Origin of the sequence: Pseudomonas sp. Tn43, from assembly GCF_014192635.1 — a bacterium.
Classification (GTDB): domain Bacteria; phylum Pseudomonadota; class Gammaproteobacteria; order Pseudomonadales; family Pseudomonadaceae; genus Aquipseudomonas.
In genome coordinates this window covers 241,137-260,465 of the sequence record NZ_JACHYG010000001.1, presented here as the reverse complement: position 1 = coordinate 260,465, position 19,329 = coordinate 241,137, and the positions used below count along the sequence as shown (strand labels likewise).

The 19,329-nt window shown below is 60.4% G+C and carries 18 protein-coding genes; 4 read left to right on the top strand and 14 right to left on the bottom strand.

What is annotated here, in order from left to right:
* Positions 1–95: 95 nt before the first annotated feature.
* Positions 96–344, top strand: coding sequence for a DUF1652 domain-containing protein (locus FHW68_RS01085; protein WP_183678212.1), 249 nt, complete (start codon positions 96–98; stop codon positions 342–344).
* 434 nt (positions 345–778) lie between these two features.
* Here FHW68_RS01085 and FHW68_RS01080 read toward each other — a convergent pair whose 3' ends face one another.
* The 3 genes from FHW68_RS01080 to FHW68_RS01070 form a co-directional block, all read right to left on the bottom strand.
* Entirely contained in the window at positions 779–1,894 is a 1,116-nt protein-coding gene (locus tag FHW68_RS01080) for a Gfo/Idh/MocA family protein (RefSeq protein WP_183678210.1), read from the bottom strand.
* A 281-nt stretch (positions 1,895–2,175) separates the two neighbouring features.
* On the bottom strand, positions 2,176–2,943 hold the full coding sequence (locus FHW68_RS01075) for an SDR family oxidoreductase (RefSeq protein WP_095635003.1): 768 nt from the start codon (positions 2,941–2,943) through the stop codon (positions 2,176–2,178).
* Positions 2,944–2,981: 38 nt separating this feature from the next.
* Positions 2,982–4,049, bottom strand: coding sequence for a phosphotransferase family protein (locus FHW68_RS01070; RefSeq protein WP_183678208.1), 1,068 nt, complete (start codon positions 4,047–4,049; stop codon positions 2,982–2,984).
* A gap of 187 nt (positions 4,050–4,236) precedes the next feature.
* Between FHW68_RS01070 and FHW68_RS01065 the strand changes: the two genes are divergently transcribed.
* Entirely contained in the window at positions 4,237–4,632 is a 396-nt protein-coding gene (locus FHW68_RS01065; RefSeq protein ID WP_095635005.1) for a DUF4280 domain-containing protein, read from the top strand.
* Between the two features lie 169 nt (positions 4,633–4,801).
* Here FHW68_RS01065 and FHW68_RS01060 read toward each other — a convergent pair whose 3' ends face one another.
* The 11 genes from FHW68_RS01060 to tssB form a co-directional block, all read right to left on the bottom strand.
* A complete protein-coding gene (locus FHW68_RS01060) occupies positions 4,802–5,344 on the bottom strand; it encodes a toxin-antitoxin system YwqK family antitoxin (RefSeq protein WP_095635006.1) in 543 nt (180 codons plus the stop codon).
* A 12-nt stretch (positions 5,345–5,356) separates the two neighbouring features.
* Positions 5,357–7,366, bottom strand: a complete 2,010-nt coding sequence (tssI, locus tag FHW68_RS01055; RefSeq protein ID WP_183678206.1) for a type VI secretion system tip protein VgrG — start codon at positions 7,364–7,366, stop codon at positions 5,357–5,359.
* A gap of 99 nt (positions 7,367–7,465) precedes the next feature.
* The gene (locus FHW68_RS01050; RefSeq protein ID WP_095635008.1) at positions 7,466–8,020 is read right to left on the bottom strand and encodes a hypothetical protein; all 555 of its coding nucleotides are present in this window, start codon (positions 8,018–8,020) and stop codon (positions 7,466–7,468) included.
* Between the two features lie 100 nt (positions 8,021–8,120).
* Complete coding sequence (locus tag FHW68_RS01045; RefSeq protein ID WP_143517901.1) at positions 8,121–8,552, bottom strand: hypothetical protein; 432 nt, start codon at positions 8,550–8,552, stop codon at positions 8,121–8,123.
* 45 nt (positions 8,553–8,597) lie between these two features.
* Positions 8,598–11,144 (bottom strand): type VI secretion system ATPase TssH, encoded by a 2,547-nt coding sequence (tssH, locus tag FHW68_RS01040; protein ID WP_183678204.1) that lies wholly within the window; start codon positions 11,142–11,144, stop codon positions 8,598–8,600.
* Positions 11,145–11,146: 2 nt separating this feature from the next.
* Complete coding sequence (tssG, locus tag FHW68_RS01035) at positions 11,147–12,178, bottom strand: type VI secretion system baseplate subunit TssG (protein WP_183678202.1); 1,032 nt, start codon at positions 12,176–12,178, stop codon at positions 11,147–11,149.
* Positions 12,142–13,935, bottom strand: coding sequence for a type VI secretion system baseplate subunit TssF (gene tssF / locus FHW68_RS01030; protein WP_183678200.1), 1,794 nt, complete (start codon positions 13,933–13,935; stop codon positions 12,142–12,144). The genes tssG and tssF overlap by 37 nt, the downstream gene beginning before the upstream one ends.
* Positions 13,919–14,362, bottom strand: a complete 444-nt coding sequence (gene tssE / locus FHW68_RS01025) for a type VI secretion system baseplate subunit TssE (protein WP_095635013.1) — start codon at positions 14,360–14,362, stop codon at positions 13,919–13,921. Before tssE ends, tssF begins: the two co-directional genes overlap by 17 nt.
* Before the next feature lie 15 nt (positions 14,363–14,377).
* The gene (locus tag FHW68_RS01020; protein WP_183678198.1) at positions 14,378–14,875 is read right to left on the bottom strand and encodes an Hcp family type VI secretion system effector; all 498 of its coding nucleotides are present in this window, start codon (positions 14,873–14,875) and stop codon (positions 14,378–14,380) included.
* Positions 14,876–15,047: 172 nt separating this feature from the next.
* Complete coding sequence (gene tssC / locus FHW68_RS01015; protein ID WP_183678196.1) at positions 15,048–16,535, bottom strand: type VI secretion system contractile sheath large subunit; 1,488 nt, start codon at positions 16,533–16,535, stop codon at positions 15,048–15,050.
* 28 nt (positions 16,536–16,563) lie between these two features.
* Positions 16,564–17,112 carry a type VI secretion system contractile sheath small subunit gene (tssB, locus tag FHW68_RS01010; protein WP_095635015.1) on the bottom strand — a complete coding sequence of 183 codons (549 nt, stop codon included), beginning with the start codon at positions 17,110–17,112 and terminating at the stop codon, positions 16,564–16,566.
* Positions 17,113–17,340: 228 nt separating this feature from the next.
* Here tssB and FHW68_RS01005 point away from each other — a divergent pair, with 228 nt between their 5' ends.
* Both FHW68_RS01005 and tssK read left to right on the top strand, forming a co-directional pair.
* Positions 17,341–17,790 carry a type VI secretion protein gene (locus FHW68_RS01005; RefSeq protein ID WP_183678193.1) on the top strand — a complete coding sequence of 150 codons (450 nt, stop codon included), beginning with the start codon at positions 17,341–17,343 and terminating at the stop codon, positions 17,788–17,790.
* A gap of 204 nt (positions 17,791–17,994) precedes the next feature.
* The gene (gene tssK, locus FHW68_RS01000; protein WP_183678191.1) at positions 17,995–19,326 is read left to right on the top strand and encodes a type VI secretion system baseplate subunit TssK; all 1,332 of its coding nucleotides are present in this window, start codon (positions 17,995–17,997) and stop codon (positions 19,324–19,326) included.
* Positions 19,327–19,329 lie beyond the last annotated feature (3 nt).

Below are 19,329 nucleotides of genomic sequence, written 5' to 3'. Positions count from 1 at the left end.
TCGCGTCCTCTTCGATGCAGCTAAAGGAACAGCCACATGGGTAAAAACAATTCAAGCATTGAGGCGATTTCAGGTCGTCGCCAAGGTGAAGCGGGATGAATCATCTGGCGCAATTGCGTATGCAACTGGAGCGCAGTTTTTTGCCGTTGGCCTGTGAGTGTGCGCTCACCGGGGATAATTCGTTGACGGTGAAGCTTTATCATCCAGCGACGGGGCAGGTGGATCTGGTGGTCAGCGGGTTGAACATGGCGAACCTCAGGACGCCGGAGGCGGTGACGGCGTTGATTGAAGAGTTACGGTATGAGCTTGAGAGCATTGGCCTGCATCGGTCCAGTGCGTTGTAGGCGCAGGCTTGTTTCCCGCTGCTTTTCCTGGCATTGGCGGCTGGCTGGGCTATAAGGAATGCGAGGTATTTCTTTTCTGTGACGGGGTCGCCTTTGTGCGGTGTGGTTTTTGTGTCGCGGAAAATGTCGATTACTTACCGCGGGTCAGCCTATGAACAGTCTTGGGATACGTATTTTTTCGCCACTGTCACTCTTACTTTGCGCGGCAATTCTGGGTGGTTGCGCGAGTCCGCCGCCACCGCCACCCGCTGCGCCACCACCGCCACCGGTTCGCACCTGTCAGACCTCCGAAAACACCGATGTACAGGGTGACATGAGGGCTGAAGGGCAGGTGACGCGGACCACCACCCTGACCCGTTGCGTCACTCAGTAAGCAATGGCGTGTACCGCCAGTTGCCTATTGCGCGACTGGCGTGTGTGGCCCGAGCGGCGATTCAGACTTCTTCGATCCTGACCCACCGCGACTCGCGCGCCGCCAGACGCATCGCTGTCGCCAGGCGTTCGACTTCCCATGCCTGCTCGAAATCTGTCCCGTCCTGACCGAGGCCGGCCAGCGCCATCACCAACTCATGCACTTCCAAAGTCTTGAGTTCGTTGTAACCCAACTGATGGCCCGGTGCCGGGCTGAAGGCGGCATAACCCGGTAGATCCGGCCCTGCCAGCAGCCGTTGGAAACCACCTTGCCCTGCGCGATACATCCGCAGTTCGTTCAAGCGTTCCTGATCGAACGCCAAAGTGCCCCGGGTGCCGCTGATTTCAAAACTCAGATGATTCTTGTAACCGTGTTTGAGCCAACTGCTGCTGAACGTGCCTCGCGCGCCGTTGGCGAACCGCAGCAACGCGTGGACCTGATCGTCGACCGCGACCTCGCGTCGTTCCTGGCCTCCTAACGTAACGGGGCGTTGCGCATGCACGGTCTGGGTGTCCGCGCACACCGCCTCGATTTCGCCCAGCAGATGACGGGCCATGGCCAGCAAGTGACTGCCCAGGTCCGCCAAGGCACCGCCGGCGTAATCAGCGTCACAACGCCAGGACCAGGGTGAAGCGGGATCGGCCAGGAAGTCTTCGCTGAATTCGCCCTGGAAACTGATGATCTGTCCCAACGCTCCGCTTTGAATCAAATCCCGAGCGAGGCCGATGATCGGGTTGTGTTGATAGTTGTAGCCGACCCGCGTCACCACGCCCGCGGCTTTAGCGGCCAGACGCATGGCGCTGGCCTGTTCGAGGTTCACCGCCAGCGGCTTTTCGCAATACACCGGCTTGCCGGCGGCGAGGGCGGCCATGGCCATGGGGTAGTGCAGATGATTGGGCGTGGTGATGGCGATCAGATTGACCTTGGGGTCATTGATCAGCTGTTGCCAGTCGCTGTGGGCGGCATCGAAGCCCCACGCGTCGGCGCAATGTCGGGCGCGCTGCGGATCGGCGTCGGCGAGGGCGGCGAGATTGAGCTTCAGCGGCAATTCAAAAACGGCGCTGACATTACGAAAGGCCAAGGCGTGGGCGCGGCCCATGAAACCTGTGCCGATAAGTCCGATACCGAGTTCGCGCATAGCCGGGTCCTTTGGGTTTTTATTTTCAGGAGGGCTATTTATGGAATAAATATTCCCGATATGCAAATTATGGAATAAATATTCTTGTGTTGGCTCCGGCACTGCCTGATCCCACTGTAGGAGCTGCCGAAGGCTGCGATCTTTTGATCTTTAACGATTCAACTGACGCCATAGATCAAAAGATCGCAGCCTTCGGCAGCTCCTACACGGGGTTGGTGTGCTCGCGTGAGAAGCAAAAAAGGCAGCCACTTGGCTGCCTTCGGTTTATTCGCAGAACCCAATCAGGACAAAAACCCACCATCCACATTCAACGAAACCCCAGTCGTGTAGCTCGACGCCTCACTGGCCAGGTACAGCACCGCGCCAGCCATTTCACTCGGGTCCGCTACACGCTTGAGCGGAATCTGCTGCAGCGCCGTTTGCAATATGGCGTCGTTTTTCACCAGCGCCGAAGCGAACTTGGTGTCGGTCAGACCCGGCAGCAGGGCATTGCAACGGATGCCGAATGGCGCGCATTCCTTGGCGAAGACTTTGGTCATGTTGATCACCGCTGCCTTGGTCACCGAGTAGATGCCCTGGAAGATCCCCGGCGAAACACCATTGATCGAAGCGACGTTGATGATGCTGCCGCCACCGTGTTCGCGCATCAGCTTGCCGGCTTCCACCGACATGAAGAAGTAGCCGCGAATGTTCACGTCGACGGTTTTCTGGAAGGCGCTCAGGTCGGTGTCCAGTACGTTGCAGAACTGCGGGTTGGTCGCCGCGTTGTTGACCAGAATATCCAGGCGCCCGAACTGTTCGCGGATGCCGGCGAAGACCTGGGTGATCTGCTCCATTTCACCAATGTGGCAGGCGATGGCGGTGGCTTTGCCGCCGGCGGCGATGATCGCGTCGGCAACATGCTGGCAACCGTCGAGCTTGCGGCTCGAAACGATCACATGGGCGCCTTGTTGCGCCAGCAGTTTGGCGATGGCTTCACCGATGCCGCGGCTGGCGCCGGAGACGAAAGCGATCTTGCCGTCGAGGTCGAACAACTGAGTCTTGGACATGATTTTTCCTTGTTATGGAGCCCGATCAGCGGCCGCGATCAGAGGCTGGATTTCTGGATGACTTGCAGGCTCATCTGCTCCAGCAGTTTGTTCATGTGAATGAACTGCGCGAAGCGTTTGTCCTGGGTCTGACCATGGAAGAAGCGGTAGTAGATCTGCTGCACGATGCCGGCCAGACGGAACAGGCCATAGGTGTAGTAGAAGTCGAAATTGTCGATCTGGATGCCCGCGCGTTCGGCGTAGTAATCGACGAATTCACGGCGGGTCAGCATGCCGGGAGCGTGGCTCGGCTGACGGCGCATCAATTGCACCGGCGCCGGGTCGTCGGCTTCGATCCAGTAGGCGAGGGTGTTGCCCAGGTCCATCAGCGGGTCGCCGAGGGTGGTCAGCTCCCAATCCAGCACGCCGATGATCTGCATCGGGTTCTCAGGGTCGAGGATCACATTGTCGAAGCGGTAATCGTTATGGACGATGCTCGACGTCGGGTGGTCGGCCGGCATCTTGTCATTGAGCCAGGCTTTCACCGCTTCCCACTTCGGTGCGTCCGGGGTCAGGGCTTTTTCGTAGCGCTCGCTCCAGCCTTTGATTTGCCGCGCGACGTAACCTTCGGGCTTGCCGAGGTCGCCCAGGCCACAGGCCTTGTAATCGACCCGGTGCAGTTCCACGAATTTGTCGATAAAGCTTTTGCACAGGGCTTCGGTCTTCGCAGAATCAAGGCCCAGTTCCGGTGGCAGTTCGGAGCGCAGGATGATCCCCTTGACCCGTTCCATCACATAAAACTCGGCGCCGATCACTGACTCGTCGGTGCAGTGCACATAGGCTTTGGGGCAATAGGGAAAGCCATCTCGCAGCTGATTGAGAATACGAAATTCGCGGCCCATGTCGTGGGCGGACTTGGCCTTGTGACCGAACGGTGGCCGACGCAGGACGAATTCCTGTTCGGGGTATTCCAGCAGGTAAGTCAGGTTCGACGCACCGCCCGGAAACTGGCTGATTTTCGGCAAGCCGCTCAGGCCCGGAATGTGCGCCTTGAGGTATGGATCGATCAGGCTGGCATCGAGTTCTTCGCCGGAGCGGATACGGGTGGACTGGTCAGTAAGCGCCATGCTTATCCCTTCTGCTTATTTTGGAGGCCAGACATCATTGGCTAATCTAATGGTGCGCCGGGATGGCCACAAGCGCGGCACGGTCTTATAGGTTAGCGTGTTGCCGGACAATCAGCGTTCCTGATGTGCGCGAACCGGCTCGGCGGACTATGGTTCAGGAAAGTCGCTTCCAGGAAGGAGATTCGACATGGGCTGTCCGCAAGTTTGCGCCACCGCGACCCTGCAATGCAGTTTCGGCGCGGCACCGGCGGTACTCAACGTGCTGCCGGTGAATCGCACGCTGACCGGGGGCATGCCGGCGGCGAACATCATGGATCACATCCCGTTGGTGAACATCATGCCGTTCGGTACATGCATGAGCATGGCCAATCCCATGGTTGCGGCCGCCACCGCCGCGGCGCTTGGCGTATTGACGCCGATGCCCTGCATTCCGGCCACCGCCACCCCGTGGATCCCCGGCGGCGCGCCGACCCTGCTGTTGGGCGGCATGCCGGCCATCGATGCCAACAGCACCCTGATGTGCAACTGGGCAGGGGTAATAAAAATCGTGATGCCGGGACAAATGCAGATGCTCATTCCCTGACCGCACACAATCCTTGTAGCAGCTGTCGAGCCGCGGCGAGGCTGCGTTCGGCTGCGGAGCAGTCGTAAAACCAGAGATTGCGGTGCGTCAGGTAGACCGCATTAGCCGGGTTCACGACTGCTCCGCAGCCGAACGCAGCCTCGCTGGGGCTCGACAGCTGCTACAGGGGTCAGGTCTGCTCGGGATAACTCCAGCGCCTGAACCACCAGCGAATCCTGGAAATCGGCTTGCCCTCGGCATCCAGCGGTCGCCCATCGCTGGCAAAACCCTGTTCCGGTTCGAGCAACTGACCATTGAGGTATCGAGCCTCGACGGCGGGTTTGCCGTTGGGATGAAAGCGCTGATACCGGCCCTCGCGCACGCCATCGCGGTAAAACTCCGCCTCCGCCAGTTGCCCGTCGGGAAAGTAATTGAACGCCTCCCCATGCAGCAGCCCTCGGCGGTAGGTCGCCTTGCGCTGCAGCCAGCCTTGCGGCGCATAGAAACTCGCGACCCCCTGCAGCTTGTCCCGGACAAACGGCAACTGCGCCGAGACCTTGCCGTTAGGGTGATAGAGCAGGGTAGTGCCCTGCAGTTCGCCCTGGCTGTAGTGCAAATCGGCCTGCGCGCGCCCGTCATCCTTGATGTGCAACGCACCGTCGAGCTGGCCATCGAGCAAGCGGCCTTTGAGCTGTTTATCGTTCTGCTGCAAATCCAGCGGCGTGATGGCCATGGGTTCTCCTTGTCAGTTGACCTGCACCAGACCACCCTTGATCGTCAGCATGCCGCCACCGTCCACGGTCTGCGACGCGGCGCCTTTGTTGGTCAGGCTGATCCCGGCATCGTTGGTCATGGTCGTGCCCGCCTTGTTCTCCAACGAAGTGCCGGCCTGATTGCTCAGGGACGTACCGGCCTTTTGGCTGATCGAGGTGCTGGCCTCGGCCGCCAGATCCGCGCCACTCTTGATCGCAAAACTGCCACCGCTTTGCAGGGTCAGGGTACCGGTCACCTTGATGGTCAAATTGCCGTCCACCGTCAGGCTGTAATCGCCGGTGACCTTGTGCGTGTAGTTGCCACCGGTGCTATGGGTCTGGTCCGCGCCCACGGTCACCGTGCGACTGTCCTTCACATCCAGAGTGTCGCTGCCCGTCTGAATGGTCACGCTGCGTTTGCCTTTCTCCAGGGTCACGGTCTCGTCGCCTTCTTTCACCGTGCGAGTGCGGGCGTTCTGTACGGTCAGGGTTTCGTCATGGCCGACCGTGGCGGTGGTGTCGTTGAGCACATTGATCTTCAGATCTTTCTGCGCCTGCAGAAACACTTCTTCGGCGTCCTTCTTGTCCTCGAATCGCAGCTCGTTGAAACCGCCACCGCCTTTGGACGATTGAGTCTTGATCCCGGACTGGGTCTGATTCGCTGGCAACGCATAGGGCAGGGCATTGTCGCCGTTGTAGACGCAACCGGTCACCAGCGGCCGATCCGGATCGCCATCGATAAACGTCACGATCACTTCCTGGCCGATCCGTGGCACGAACTGCATGCCAAAACCCTTGCCGCTCCAGGGCAACACCACCCGCACCCAGCAGGAACTGGCTTCGTCGTTCTTGCCATCGCGATCCCACGGGAACTGCAACTTGATCCGGCCGTATTCGTCGGTCCAGATTTCTTCGCCGGACTTGCCGACGACGATGGCGGTTTGCGTGTGCATTCGCGGCTTGGGTGTGGTTCTCACCGGGCGAAAAGGTGTGGCCTTGGGGATGGCTTCGAAGCGATTGCGATAACTGTCATGGCTGGCTTCGTGAGTCACCGCCGTTACCACCCAATCGATATTCAACGTCGAATCATCGTGCCCTGCGAGCGTGAACCAGTGCCCGGGCACCAGCCAGCGGCAGTCGCTTTCGCCGACAAAACGCTTCTCCTGACTGCGCAAGCCGTCGACCCGCTGCTTGGTCAACGCATCACCCCGGGCCTTGGCGTTATAGCCGCCCGGATGCTCGTACATCGAACGCGGCCCGGCCACCGCCTCGGCCTGGCCGTAAAGCGAAGTGGTCGGCGTGGTGAACTCGTAATCCGTTGCCCGGTACACCCCGGCCACCGCCTGCACGCAGACCTGGCCGGAGCGAATGCCGTGCAGTTCTCGCTCAACCAACTGCTGGCCGAGATAGTTCACCTTGGGTCCGTTGGGGATCGGCACAAAGGCATCGTTGCTATCTCCAAGCACCAGTGTGTGCTTGCCGTCCTCGTGGGTGAAAAACCAGAAAATCCCTTCCTCTTCCAGCAACCGTGAAACGAAGGCGAAATCGGTTTCGCCGTACTGCACGCAGTACTCGCGCGGGGTGTAACTGCCGCTGAGTGATAGCTTGAAGTCGGTGAAGGCGTGGGCGTTGAAAATGGTGGTGACGATGTCTGAGGTGCTGAGGTTCTGGAACACCCGGTTGTTGCTGGCCAGGGTCAGCCACCAAAGCCATGGCCGCAGAACAAGCTGATAGCGCTCGGCAGTGGCGTCGGCGGGGAGTTGGCGGATTTCGGCGATCAGCGCGTCCATTGGACGGGTCAGGGCGTCGTTGTGCAGGGTGGCGGTGACGTGGGTGGCGACGGCGGTGGTCAGGGTGAGGGAGGCGCCGTCGTTGAGGCCGTTGAGGGTTTGCGTGCCTAGCGCATTGAGGGCTTCTTCGCCGGACAGCGACTCAGGGTAAAGCGCCGACAGCGAAGTGGCGGTGAGGGAGAGGCTGGTGTTGCTGTCGGTGGTACGGGGCATCGTTTAACCTTGGTTTTTGGTTATTGAAATGCAGCCGTTGAAAAAAATGTTGGTCAGCCAAACGTGCCAAACTCATTAATCGCATGAACTTCATCGGGCTCAGTCGTTGAGATGGATGCCATTTATCCAATAGCCGTAAGTCATTCCGATCCAGGTCTGGCAGTTTGAACAGGGCGGCTTTAGATGAGGCAGATAATTATGGTGCTTCTTGTAGGGGCCGTCGTCTGGATAGAAAGCCATGAGGAACAGCCGATCTACGCGTTCGTCATAGGCCAAGGCGATAGAGACAGCATTTGCTTCCGCGCAGTTAGCCAAGGGCCTCCGCAATGGGTTGTCGCCGCTACTGATGGCTGGACTGGCAATGTATTCGCTCAATCGATGCAAACGCCGATACGCCATTTCTGTATCGAGTGTTTCGTGTTGTTTTTTTTGTTTATCAAGCCGGGTGATACCTCCTGCTTCTCCGTTGTAGCCGAAGTAATAGACTCCAGAGTCCCGTGAGTAAGCGATGCACAAATCAGCATAGGCCCTGACCCAGACGTTGCCTCTATCATTGGTTTGCTCTTTGGCAGGGTCTTCCGCTCGTTGTTGTGCCGCTATATCGATAACGTGAGCTATAAACTGTTCATCCGAATAGTCACTGTGTATAGGCATTTGCTTTCTCCAAAATAGGAGTAAAACGATCGATTTACTCCGGAAAAGGGGACAGATTTTGAGTAAAAATAAATCTGTCCCCTTTTGGTCCTTTTTGTATTTACCAATAGGCGGTAAAGGCCGGAAGCGTGGGGAAACCGGCGGGTGCATCCGCCACATCGCTGCCCGCGACCATTTTCGCTGTCCCGGCAGTGGTGCCTGGGTAATAGAAGGTGTAGGGCACCGTCACTGTTGCTACGCCCAATTTTTTCTTGTGATCCAGACTGTACGAACCTTCGTCGGCCTGAATATTGATAATGACTTTGCACGTCGCGCTATTGGCGATCAGAAAGTCATGACAGGTTTGACAGGGAAATGCGTTTTGCGCCAGGTAGATAATGTTGGCACCTCCTCTTGCATTGAAGGCCAGCATTTCAGCGTGCTCACAGGGCTTTTTTTTATTTCCCGTTCCATAGGTTGTTTTGTCCTGTTTCCAGGTGGGGGGCGTTTTATTTATAGCCGTTAACGTGTGAAGTACCACTTGAACTGTCATGTCTGCTCTCTCGAAATTCAGTGTTCGAAACAGGGGGCTTTTGACTTATTCCAAAACCCACTCCGCCAACTTCCCCGTCACCTGCGTCATCAACACATTCTCAACATCCCTCGCACCCGCCGCACTGCACTTGGCCAACACCGCCTGCACAATCCCGGCATCAAACTCAAACTGTTTCCCGGTCGCGGCCTTATATCGCCCGCGCAATTTTTCCAGTTTCGCCAGCACAATCCCTTCCAGCGTCGCCTCATCCAGCGGCCGATACGCCACCACCGTCATGCGCGCGAGAAACGCTGGCCGAAACGCTTTCAGCAACACTTTGTGCAACGCTTCGTTGAACGTATCGGTGCCCAGTTGCGCGACGGGCGTATCGAGCAGCAACTCAGCGCCAACGTTGCTGGTGGCGAGCATCACAGTGTTCTTGAAGTCCACCACCAGCCCGGTGCCGTCCTCCATCACGCCTTTGTCGAAAACGTTGTAGAAGGCTTCGAGCACATCCGGGTGTGCCTTTTCTATTTCATCCAGCAGCACCACGGAATAGGGTTTGCGCCGCACCGCTTCGGTGAGCACGCCGCCGCTGCCATAACCGACGTAGCCGGGCGGGGCGCCTTTGAGTTGGCTGACGGTGTGGGCTTCCTGGTATTCAGAAAGGTTGATGCTGATGAGGTTGCGTTCGCCGCCGTAGAGCGCGTCGGCCAACGCATAAGCGGTTTCGGTTTTGCCCACGCCTGTAGGGCCGACCAGCAGGAATACGCCGACCGGTTTTTGTGGGTCGGTGAGGCCGGCGCGGTAGGCTTGCAGGCGTTGGGCGATGGTGTTCAGCGCGGTGCTTTGGCCCATGACCCGTTGGCCCATGCGCTGGCCGAGGGTGCGGACGGCGTGGGCTTCGTCGGCGAGCATTTTGCCCACTGGAATGCCGGTCCAGCCGGCGATGACGGCGGCGACGGTTTTGGCGTCGACCTGTTCCGGCACCAGCGGATCGTCCTGGCGAATGGCGTCCAGACCGGCCTCCAGGCGTACCAGTTCAGCGGCCAGATGATCGATGCGGCTGTCGGTGGCTTCGTCCGGTTTGTCGTTATCGGCGCGCTCGCTCAAGGTGAGCAGCTCGCGGCGGGTTTGCAGCAGTTCGCGCACGGCAATCCGTTCTTCGTTCCAACGGGTTTCCAGGTCGCGGATGGCTTGCACGTTACCGACGGATTCGGTTTCCAGCAGGGTGATGCGTTCGCGGTGATCGAGCCCGGTGGCTTGTTCGCGACGCAGGCGTTCGACTTCATCCTTGAGGCTGTTCTGGCGATGGCGCAGGCTTTCCAGCGGCGGTGGTACATCGTGCTGACCGAGGGCGACCCTGGCGCAGGCGGTGTCGAGCACGCTGATGGCCTTGTCCGGCAACTGGCGCCCGGAGATGTAGCGATGGGACAGTTTCACCGCTTCGTGAATCGCCGCGTCGAGCACCTGCACGCCGTGGTGCTGTTCCAGTTTCGCGGCCACGCCACGGAGCATTTCCACGGCGGTGGTTTCGTCCGGTTCCTCGACCTGCACCAACTGAAAACGCCGGGCGAGGGCCGGGTCTTTTTCGAAGTATTTTTTGTACTCAAGCCAGGTTGTGGCGGCGAGGGTGCGCAACTCGCCACGGGCCAGCGCTGGCTTGAGCAGATTGGCTGCGTCGCTTCCGCCTTCCGCGCCGCCCGCGCCAATCAGGGTGTGGGCTTCGTCGATAAACAGAATGATCGGTTTGTCGGCGCTGCGTACCGCATCGATCACGCCTTTGAGCCGCTGTTCGAACTCGCCTTTGACCCCGGCGCCGGCCTGCAACAAACCGAGGTCGAGTACCCGCAGGCTGACGTCCTGCAGCGACGGCGGTACATCGCCAGCGGCAATGCGCAACGCCAGGCCTTCGACCACGGCCGTCTTGCCCACCCCCGGCGCGCCGACCAGGATCGGGTTGTTCTGCCGACGCCTGAGCAGGATGTCGATGCACTGGCGAATCTCGCCGTCGCGCCCGACGATGGGGTCGATGCGCCCGGCGTGGGCGTCGGCGGTAAGGTCCTGGGTGAACTGATCGAGCACCGAATCCTGTTTCGGCTGCGATCTTCCAGCGGCATTGACAGGCCGCGTGCCGCCGACGTGTTCGCGAGAGTTTTCGGTCCACTCCAGCAGGTTACTGCGCAAGGCTTCCCGCGGAATTTTCAATAGCGACGAGGCGCTATTGAGCAGCAGGCTGCGGCGTTCATCGCGGTCGAGCAAGGCCAGCAGCAGCAAGCCGGACCGGATGCTGTCCAGACCGAGCACACTGGCCTGAACCACCGCGTCTTCGAGCAGGCCGATGGTTTGCGCCGAGAGCGCCGGGGTGCGGGTGCTGCCGGATTTGAACAGTTCCAGGGCCTTGTTGATTTCCGCCGTCAGGGCATCACGCTCCAGGCCAAAGCGCGGCAGCAGCCAGGCGAAGTCACCGCCCTCGATATCCAGTAACTCAAGCAGCAGGTGTTCGATTTCGACGTAATGATGACCCCGTTGCAGGCAGCGTTGCGCGGCGCGTTCGAGGGCGCGGCGGTTGTCCGGGTTGAGGCGTCCGATCAGGCTGGCCAGTTCCATGTTCAGGTGATCTCCAGCTGACGAAGGCGGGTTTCGATCTGTTGCACGGCGAGGCTGGCCTGGCGTTGCAGGCCACCGTTCCAGCTGAGCAAGGGCGGGGCCTGGTGCCCGAGTTTCATCGGGCTGGCACCGCGCACCAACAGCACCAGGGTGCAGTCCAGATCGGGGCCGAAATACAGCGCGCTGAGGCTGGCCAGTGCCGGATGGGATTCGCCATCGGGCAGAAACCGCGCCGCCTGCGCCGAGGTCAGCGGGCCGAGGGTCAGGCGGATGCCGGCGTGTTCATCCCAGACCCGGGTGCCGGCCACGGCGCTGCGGCCCAATTGCAGGTTGCGGCCTCCCGGTTGCAGGCGGCTGCGACTGGCAGGCGGGATTTCCCGCCAGGCACCTTCATAGGCGCTGAGTGCCACTGGCAATTCGAAGTGCTCGCGCACGATCGCGGCGAAGCCGGCGAGGGAGCGACGACCGTCGGCAAATAGCGCGCTGCACGCCAGTACGGCGGAATCGGGAAGGGCCTGACGTTCCTGCAAGGCTTTGGGCAACAATCCGGTCAGCGCCCGCAGTTGCGCCTGCACCGGGGACGCGCCGGGGGCCGTGAAGCCAATGGCAATTCGGTGTTTGCGCATCACCTTGTACAGCAGACTGAGCAAGCGATGCTGGAACAGATCGAGGAACTCGGCCGGTGCATGATCCTTGGCGCGTGCCCGTTGTTGCAGCCATTCCTGATAGGCGTAGGGCAGGGGACCGTCGGGTCCGCCAAGACCAAACACCGGTGTGCTGAGCATCGGTGGCTGGCCGGGTTCCTGGGTCAGGCTTTCGATTTGGCTGGCGGAAAAAAGCGCCGTCAACGGCCCGCGCAGGCGCAGGGCTTCCGCTTGAGGCGCGGTGCCGCTGCCCAGGGATTCGGCTTGCGGGTGTTCGCGTTCCAGCAGCAGCAATGCCTGCAACAATTCGAACGCCTGCGGCTCGCGCCGCAGCTTCTGACTCAGGCTCGGACTCAGAGGCTCAGTGGCATGCCGGCTTGGGGTTGCCATGTCTTGACCTCCTTGTCTGACTGGACCAAAACCGTGCGCACAAAGCGATTGGCCGTGGCATAGAGTGAAAAGAACTGCGCCAGCACCGCTGAAAACAACACGGCGCTGCTGCCGACGAAATGCTGCGGATCGAGTCGCAACTGAACTTCCAGCCCATTGCGCCAGCCGCGCCAGGCATCTTCGCCGACATGGGCGATCACCCGTTCACAGCCAAGGCCGAGCAAGCCTTCGATTTGCCGCAGAGCGCTGGCCTCGTCGCGCAGGTTGTGCAACTGGAGGATTTCCTTGAGGGCATCCAGCGCCTGCGGCCCCTCGACCAATGACAAATGATTGAGGGTCAGTTGCGACACCAGCCGCCAGCGGGATTCGCCATCCAGTCGCGGCAAACTCTGTGGGCTGGGCGAATTACGCAGACGAGCCCAGGCCACGGGACCGGGTCGTTCGAAGCCCAGTGGCGTTCCGGCCGGAAGGCTCTGGGCCAGGTGTCGGTTGGTGCACAGCAGTTCGGCGGTCAGGCTGTATTCGGTGGCCTCGGACACTGGGTCGAGCCGGGTGTCCACCAGGCTCACCATCAGGTCGGTGCCCAGACGATTCGCAGTCATGCCGCTGACCCGTCGCGCGTGCCAGTAGCATTGCTTTTCACCGCCGATATGCTGGCTGCCGTAATAAGCGGGAACGCGCAACACACCCTGACTGGAACTGGCACGCATCGCCCGGATGCTGTGAATCTCGACGCTGTTTTCCCGATGACTGTCGGCCACCAGGCGGTACTCGCTGCGGGTGCCGTCCGGGCGCAGGGGCTCCGAGGTTCGTGGAAACAGATTGATCACCGGCGTACAGCCCAAGGCGAAATCGCTGGCCTGAAGGTGCAGGCGGTTGGCCGGGGCGCGGTCGAAGACGATGTACAGGTAAAGCGTCTGGCTGTCGCTGCTGGCGCCGGCCAAGGGGATATCGAAGAAACTGAATTTGTCCGCAAAGGCGAAATATTCGGCGAGCAGGCGCATGCCCGGATGCACGCCGTCTTCGTCCGGCAACAGCATTTCGTCGTTGGCAAAACCGACGATGCCTGGCAGCCCCGCCAACACTTTCGGCACGCTGCCGACGGGGCCGGCCAGCACCTTCACGGCGTGAGCGCCGAGCAGGTCATACAGGCAGGCGTTGATCACCGGGGAGGCGGCAAGATGCACGCGCAGCTGTTGGATCGCCAACGTTGACCATTGGCTTTCACCCAGGCAACGCAGGCTCAGGCGCAGGGCCGAGCGCGCTTGCGCCACACCGGTCAGGGCCTGGGCTTCATCGCTGCCCAGCAACAGCGCTTCATTGATTTCCAGCGGCCACAAGCGAACCGCGGCGCTGGTGCGAAAATGGATGCTTTCACCTTTGCTTGTGGTGACGAACAGCGGCGTGTCCCTGGGCAACGGGTAACCGCTGGCGAGGTTGCCTTTGCTTGGGTCCGGCTCGAACTGCACGATCGCGCAGGAGGGCAACGGCCGCATGGCCAATGGGTAAAGCTGTTCGAGCAAGGCATCGCTGAATTCGGCGTAATCGTCATCGAGCCGCCGTTGCAGGCGCGCCGCGAGCAAGGCGAAACCTTCGAGCAGGCGTTCGACATGCGGGTCGGGGCATTCCCCCGGGGACAGTTCCAGGCGTCTGGCGACCTTGGGGTAACGCTCGGCGAAAAGGCTCCCGGCGTGCCGCAGCCAGGTCAGTTCGCGCTGGTAGTAATCGAGCAGTTGCGGGTCAATCGAGTCGCTCATGACGCACCTCAAGGCCATCGCCGGCCTTCTCGATGACAAATGCCACGGGCCAATGCTGCTGGCCACTGCGCAACTCGCCCAGTAGCCGAATGCTCAGTTGCTGCGGATGGCCGGGGACCGGATTGACCTGAACCTCGCCCAGTTGCAGGCGCGGTTCGAAGTGGGTGATGGCCTCGCGCACTTCCCGCGCCAACTGACGACGGTCATCGCTGCGCTGCTGTTGCAAGGCGGTCCAGTCAGCGATGCCGTAGTCGAGAATGCTCGGCGGGGAGGTCAGTGGACGTTGGCCGCGTCGGGTGTTGAACAGGCGCAGCAATTCCGTGTGCACCGACTCGAGCAGCCCCTGGCGATCGAACACCTGCACGGTGTCGACCTCGCTTGAAGCGAGGCGCTCGAACAACGGTGGGAGCATGCCGGTGCCTGCCATGGCCGACGCGTCCGCTTACTTGACGAGCTTGTTGGCGGCCATGTCCCAGGTCGAGGCGGCCGTGCCTTCCTTGGTGCCGTCGTCTTTCTGGGCAGTGAGCTCCCACTTGATCTTGGTGAAATTCAGCGACAGGGTTTCCACCGGTTTGCCACCGGTACCGCCACTGACGCTGACGTTGGACAGCACGACGTTAGTCAGGGTGTAGATGATGAATGGCATCAGCTTTCCGCTGCCTTCGGCGGCGTTGCGACCAATGGTGATTTTGGCTTCCGGGATCGGTTTGCCGGCGCAGCAATATTCGTTGAGAGAGGGCGTCGAGCTGTCGACGAATTTGGTCAGGGTGAACTCGCCGATGTGCGGCTTACCGGAGGTCCGTTCCGAGTTGCTGACGTCGTTGGTCACCTGCATCGCCACGTTGTGGCTGTACGACATGACTTCGATCTTGTCCTTGTAACCCTCGAGCAGGCTATCGCCTTTGATGTCGCCGCCGAGGTCGAGAATGATTGCATCCATCGCATGAGACTCCTGAAAGTTAATAGTAGGCCAATGCCCTGTAGGAGCTGCCGCAGGCTGCGATCTTTTGATCTTGATCTTTCGCTCACGACTCAATTGTCCGGGGAAAGATCGCAGCCTCGTTGCACTCGGCAGCTCCTACATGGTGTTCGGCATTACATGGGGCTAGCGGTCAGGCGGCGACCGGTGGCGGCAGTGTCGCGACCAGGCGGATCGACGCGGTCAGCTCTTCGAGCTGGAAGTGCGGCCGCAGGAACACCGTGGCCTTGTAGGCACCCGGTTTGCCGGCAACCTCCGTCACATCCACCCGGGCTTCACGCAACGGGTACTGCGCCTTGATCTCTTGCGGCGCGTTGTCGTTGATCAGCACGTAGTCGGCGATCCAGTTGTTGAGGTAGGTCTGCACGTTATCGCGGGTCATGAAACTGCCGACCTTGTCGCGCATGATCACCTTCAGGTAGTGGGCGAAACGCGAGGCCGCGAGCACGTATGGCAACATCGCCGAGATCCGCGCGTTGGCGTTCGCCTCGTTGGTGTTGTAGAGCTTGGACTTGTTGGTGGTCTGGCCGCCGAAGAACACTGCCACGTCGCTGTTTTTCTTGTGGCACAGAGCGATAAAACCGAGGTCGTTGAGTTCTTTCTCGCGACGGTCGGTGATCGCCACTTCGGTCGGGCATTTGAGCGACAGATCGCCAGAGGTGGTGCGGAAGGTATGGGCCGGCAGGCCTTCCACCGCGCCACCGCCTTCGGCACCGCGAATCGCCGCGCACCAGCCGTACTTGGCGAAAGCTTCGGTGATTCGCTGCGACAAGGCCCACGCGGCATTGCCCCACAGGTATTTGCTGTGGTCGCTGCCATTGACGTCTTCGACGTAGTTGATGCCTTCCACCGGCGACGTGTCAGGGCCATAAGGCAGACGCAGCAGGAAGTGCGGCAGCACCAGGGACACATAACGCGAATCTTCGCTTTCGCGGAACGAGCGCCACTTGATCAGCTCCTGGCTCTCGAAGACTTTCGACAGGTCACGGGGCACGGCCAGTTCGGTGAAGCTGTTCATGTCGAACAGCCGAGGGCTGGCGGCGGCAATGAACGGCGCGTGAGCGGCCGCGGCGACGTTCGAGAGTTTCTCCAGCAGGCCGATGTCTTGCGGGTGCCGGCCGAAGGTGTAGTCACCCACCAGCAGGCTGAACGGGTGGCCGCCGAAGGTGCCGTATTCCTCTTCGTAGATCTTCTTGAACAGTGCGCTCTGGTCGAACTCGACGGCTTTTTCCAGATCGTTCTGCAGCTCTTTCTGGGTCACGTTGAGCAACCGCAGTTTCAGCCGGGAACTGGTTTCGGTGTTCTGCACCAGCAAGTGCAGGCCGCGCCAGGAGGCTTCGAGTTTTTGCAGGTCCGGGTGGTGCAACACTTCGTTGAGTTGAGCACTGATCAGTTCGTCGATCTGGCTGATGCGGTCGTTGATCATCGCCACGGTGTCCTTGTCGATGGCCATGCCTTCGTCGAGTACCTGGGTGGCGAATTCCGCGAGCATGTCGCGGGCGTAATCCTGCTGGCTGTCGTCATGGGCCATGCGGCCTTTGGCGATGATTTCATCGAGCAGAGACAAGGTCTGGGCGGTACTGTCGCTGGCTTGGCTCTGGGCGGTGGATGAGGCGGGCATGGCAGATTCTCCCTAAATGGATGAACGATCAGGCTTGCGGTTCGGCCGGTACTTCTGCATCGCCAGCGGGGGCGGGGGGAGCGGCTTCCGGGCGGGCCGACTTGATCTCTTGCAGGCCCTCGGTGTTGGCAATGACGTCGCGCAACAGCTTGTCCAGATCATCGTTGCCATCGAGCTTGGTCAGCAGATCGCGCAGACGCTGACGGGCTTCAAACAGACGCCGCAGCGGCGTGACCTGCTCAACCACCTTGACCGGATCGAAGTCGTCGATGTGTTTGAAGTTGAGCTCGATGTTGAGTTTGCTGTCGTCGCCGCTGAGGGTATTGGTGACCTGCAAGGTGGCGCGCGGGCCGATCGAGGCGAGCACTTCGTTGAAGTTGTCGCGGTCGATTTCGGTGAAGCGCCGTTCATTCAGTTTCGGGAGTGGCTCCAGAGGCTTGCCGGAGAGGTCGGCAAGAATGCCGACCACCAATGGCAATTCTTTCTTCTCGATGGCATTGCCGATTTCGACGTCGTAGGTGATTTGCACGCGGGGCGGGCGGACCCTGTCGAGCTTGTGCTGAGTACTTTCTGCCATGGTGGCTGACTCCGATGCATGAGGCGGGCGCAATGCATCGGGAGGCCCGTTTCATCGCATTCCCTTACTGGACCGTAGGTTAGAAAGGGAGGGCAGAGGACCTGTCATTCCTTTGACGAACCTTCCACATTCGTCGTGCTGACCGAACTATCCAAGACGCTAGAACAGGTCTATAAAAAAGCAAACAAAAAGCATTTTTGGACCGTATCCAGAAAAGGAAAATTCATTTTGTACGCACGTTTTTTTTCTGTGGTTCTGCTCCTGTCACTCGCCGGGTGTTCGTTGTTCGGGCCTCGTGTCGACCTCGATAACCTGACGCTGGACGTCGCGCCCCGCGCCAACGATGACACGCCGATCGCGGTGGATTTCATTGCGGTGAATGACGCGGATCTGCTCAAGCAATTGTCGGGCATTACCGCCCGCCAGTGGTTCGCCGAACGCGAGCAGTTTCAGCGCGACTATCGGCAGCTGATGACGGTCTGGGGACTGGAGCTGGTGCCCGGCCAATTCATCGACAAACAACCCTTCCCGCTGGAGGGCAAGCGGGCGGCTGGACTTTTAGTCTTCGCCAGCTATAACACTCCCGGAGCACACCGGTTAAGGCTGGACGATCAGAGCAACGCCTGGCTCAAGTTCGACAGTCGCGAGATGACGCTGGTCAGCGACCCTCCGAACTGAACACAGGATTGTGGCGAGGGGGCTTGCCCCCGTTTGAGTGCGTAGCACTCACAAGATTGTTGGTGCATCAGCGATTTTTGGGCCGCTTCGCAGCCCAACGGGGGGCAAGCCCCCTCGCCACACAGCTCGCTCCCACAGGGGTTGTGGTGTTCAAGTCAGGCCGCCCATTTTTGTGCGGCAATAAGTGATGTCGAAGGGAGTCGTATGAGTCTGCTACCTGACGCGGTTTGCTGGCATGAGGGCATGCAGTTATTGCCCCAGCATTTTCAGTTGCAAGGGCTGCGGGCCGAGGCGCTGGTGGCGCATTTTGCCCAGGCCTGTAATCCATGGTTCTGGGGCGTGACTCGCGTCGAGTTCGATCCTTCGGCACTGAGCGCCGGACTGGTACGACTGATCAATTTACAGGCGACCTTGCCGGACGGTTTGCCGATCAATCTGCAGGCCGGTGTGGGGCCGATACTGGAGCTTGACGTCAGCGAGGCGATCGACGCCACGGACAACGCCACCGTCACCGTTTACCTGGCGATCAGTCCACTGTGGCGCGCCGGGCAGTTGCTGCCGCTCAAGGGCCGATTGCAATCGGTGGTCGGCGATGCGTTGCCGGATCTCACGAGCGGCGAGTACCCCGAATCGATCACGGTCTGGCGTCCGAACCCGCGCTTGTGCACGCAACTGAACAAGGCGGATTCCATTTGTCTGCCACTGCTGAGAATTCGCAAGGAGGGCGGCGGCTTTCTTCAATTGCCTTACACCCCGCCGACCCCGTGCCTGTTGCCCGAGTCGGCACTGGGGCGGCGTGTGGCCGGGCTGTGTGCCCGGGCGCGGGAGAAATGCATGTTCCTCGCCGGTCGTTTGCGCCAGGCGCAGCAGGCCGGCAATCAAGACGATGCGCTGGAAATTCGCCGCCAGTTGACGGCGCTCTGGGCGCGGCTGCCGGAAGTCGAAGGCCTGCTGAACAGTCGAGTAGCGACGCCTCAGGCACTGTATGGCTTGCTGCTCGGGCTGGCCGGCGCCTGGTCGGCACTTGATCCATTGGCCGGTGTTCCGGCGTTCGCTCCACTGGATTTTCTGGAGTTGCAGCGCGGCTATGAAGCGGTACTCGACTGGCTTGAAAAAACCCTCGAACTGATCCGCGCCGGATACCGCAGCCTGGCGTTCGAATGCAATGAACAAACGTTCTCGATTCAACTGCCCGACGATCAGCCGAGCCAACGGCTGGTCATCGGTTTGCGCATGCCCAACGGTGCCAGCGAGCAAGCCGCGAGCGAATGGCTGCGCGGGGCGATCATTGCCTCGCAGCCGCACATCGCGTTGCTCAGTCGCCAGCGCATGAGCGGTTTGCCCCATCAGGTCATGAGTCGCAACGAGCAAGTGGCCTACAGCGTCGGCGACGATACGCGGCTGTTCGTGGTGACGGCCGAAGGCCCATGGTTCGACGGGCAGTTGCCGTTGCTGATTGCCGCCCCGGCTTCCAGGCTGACCAGCAGTCCATGGCAAGTGGTGTTGTTTGTCGCCCAGGCGAGTGAAAGTGCTTGATCA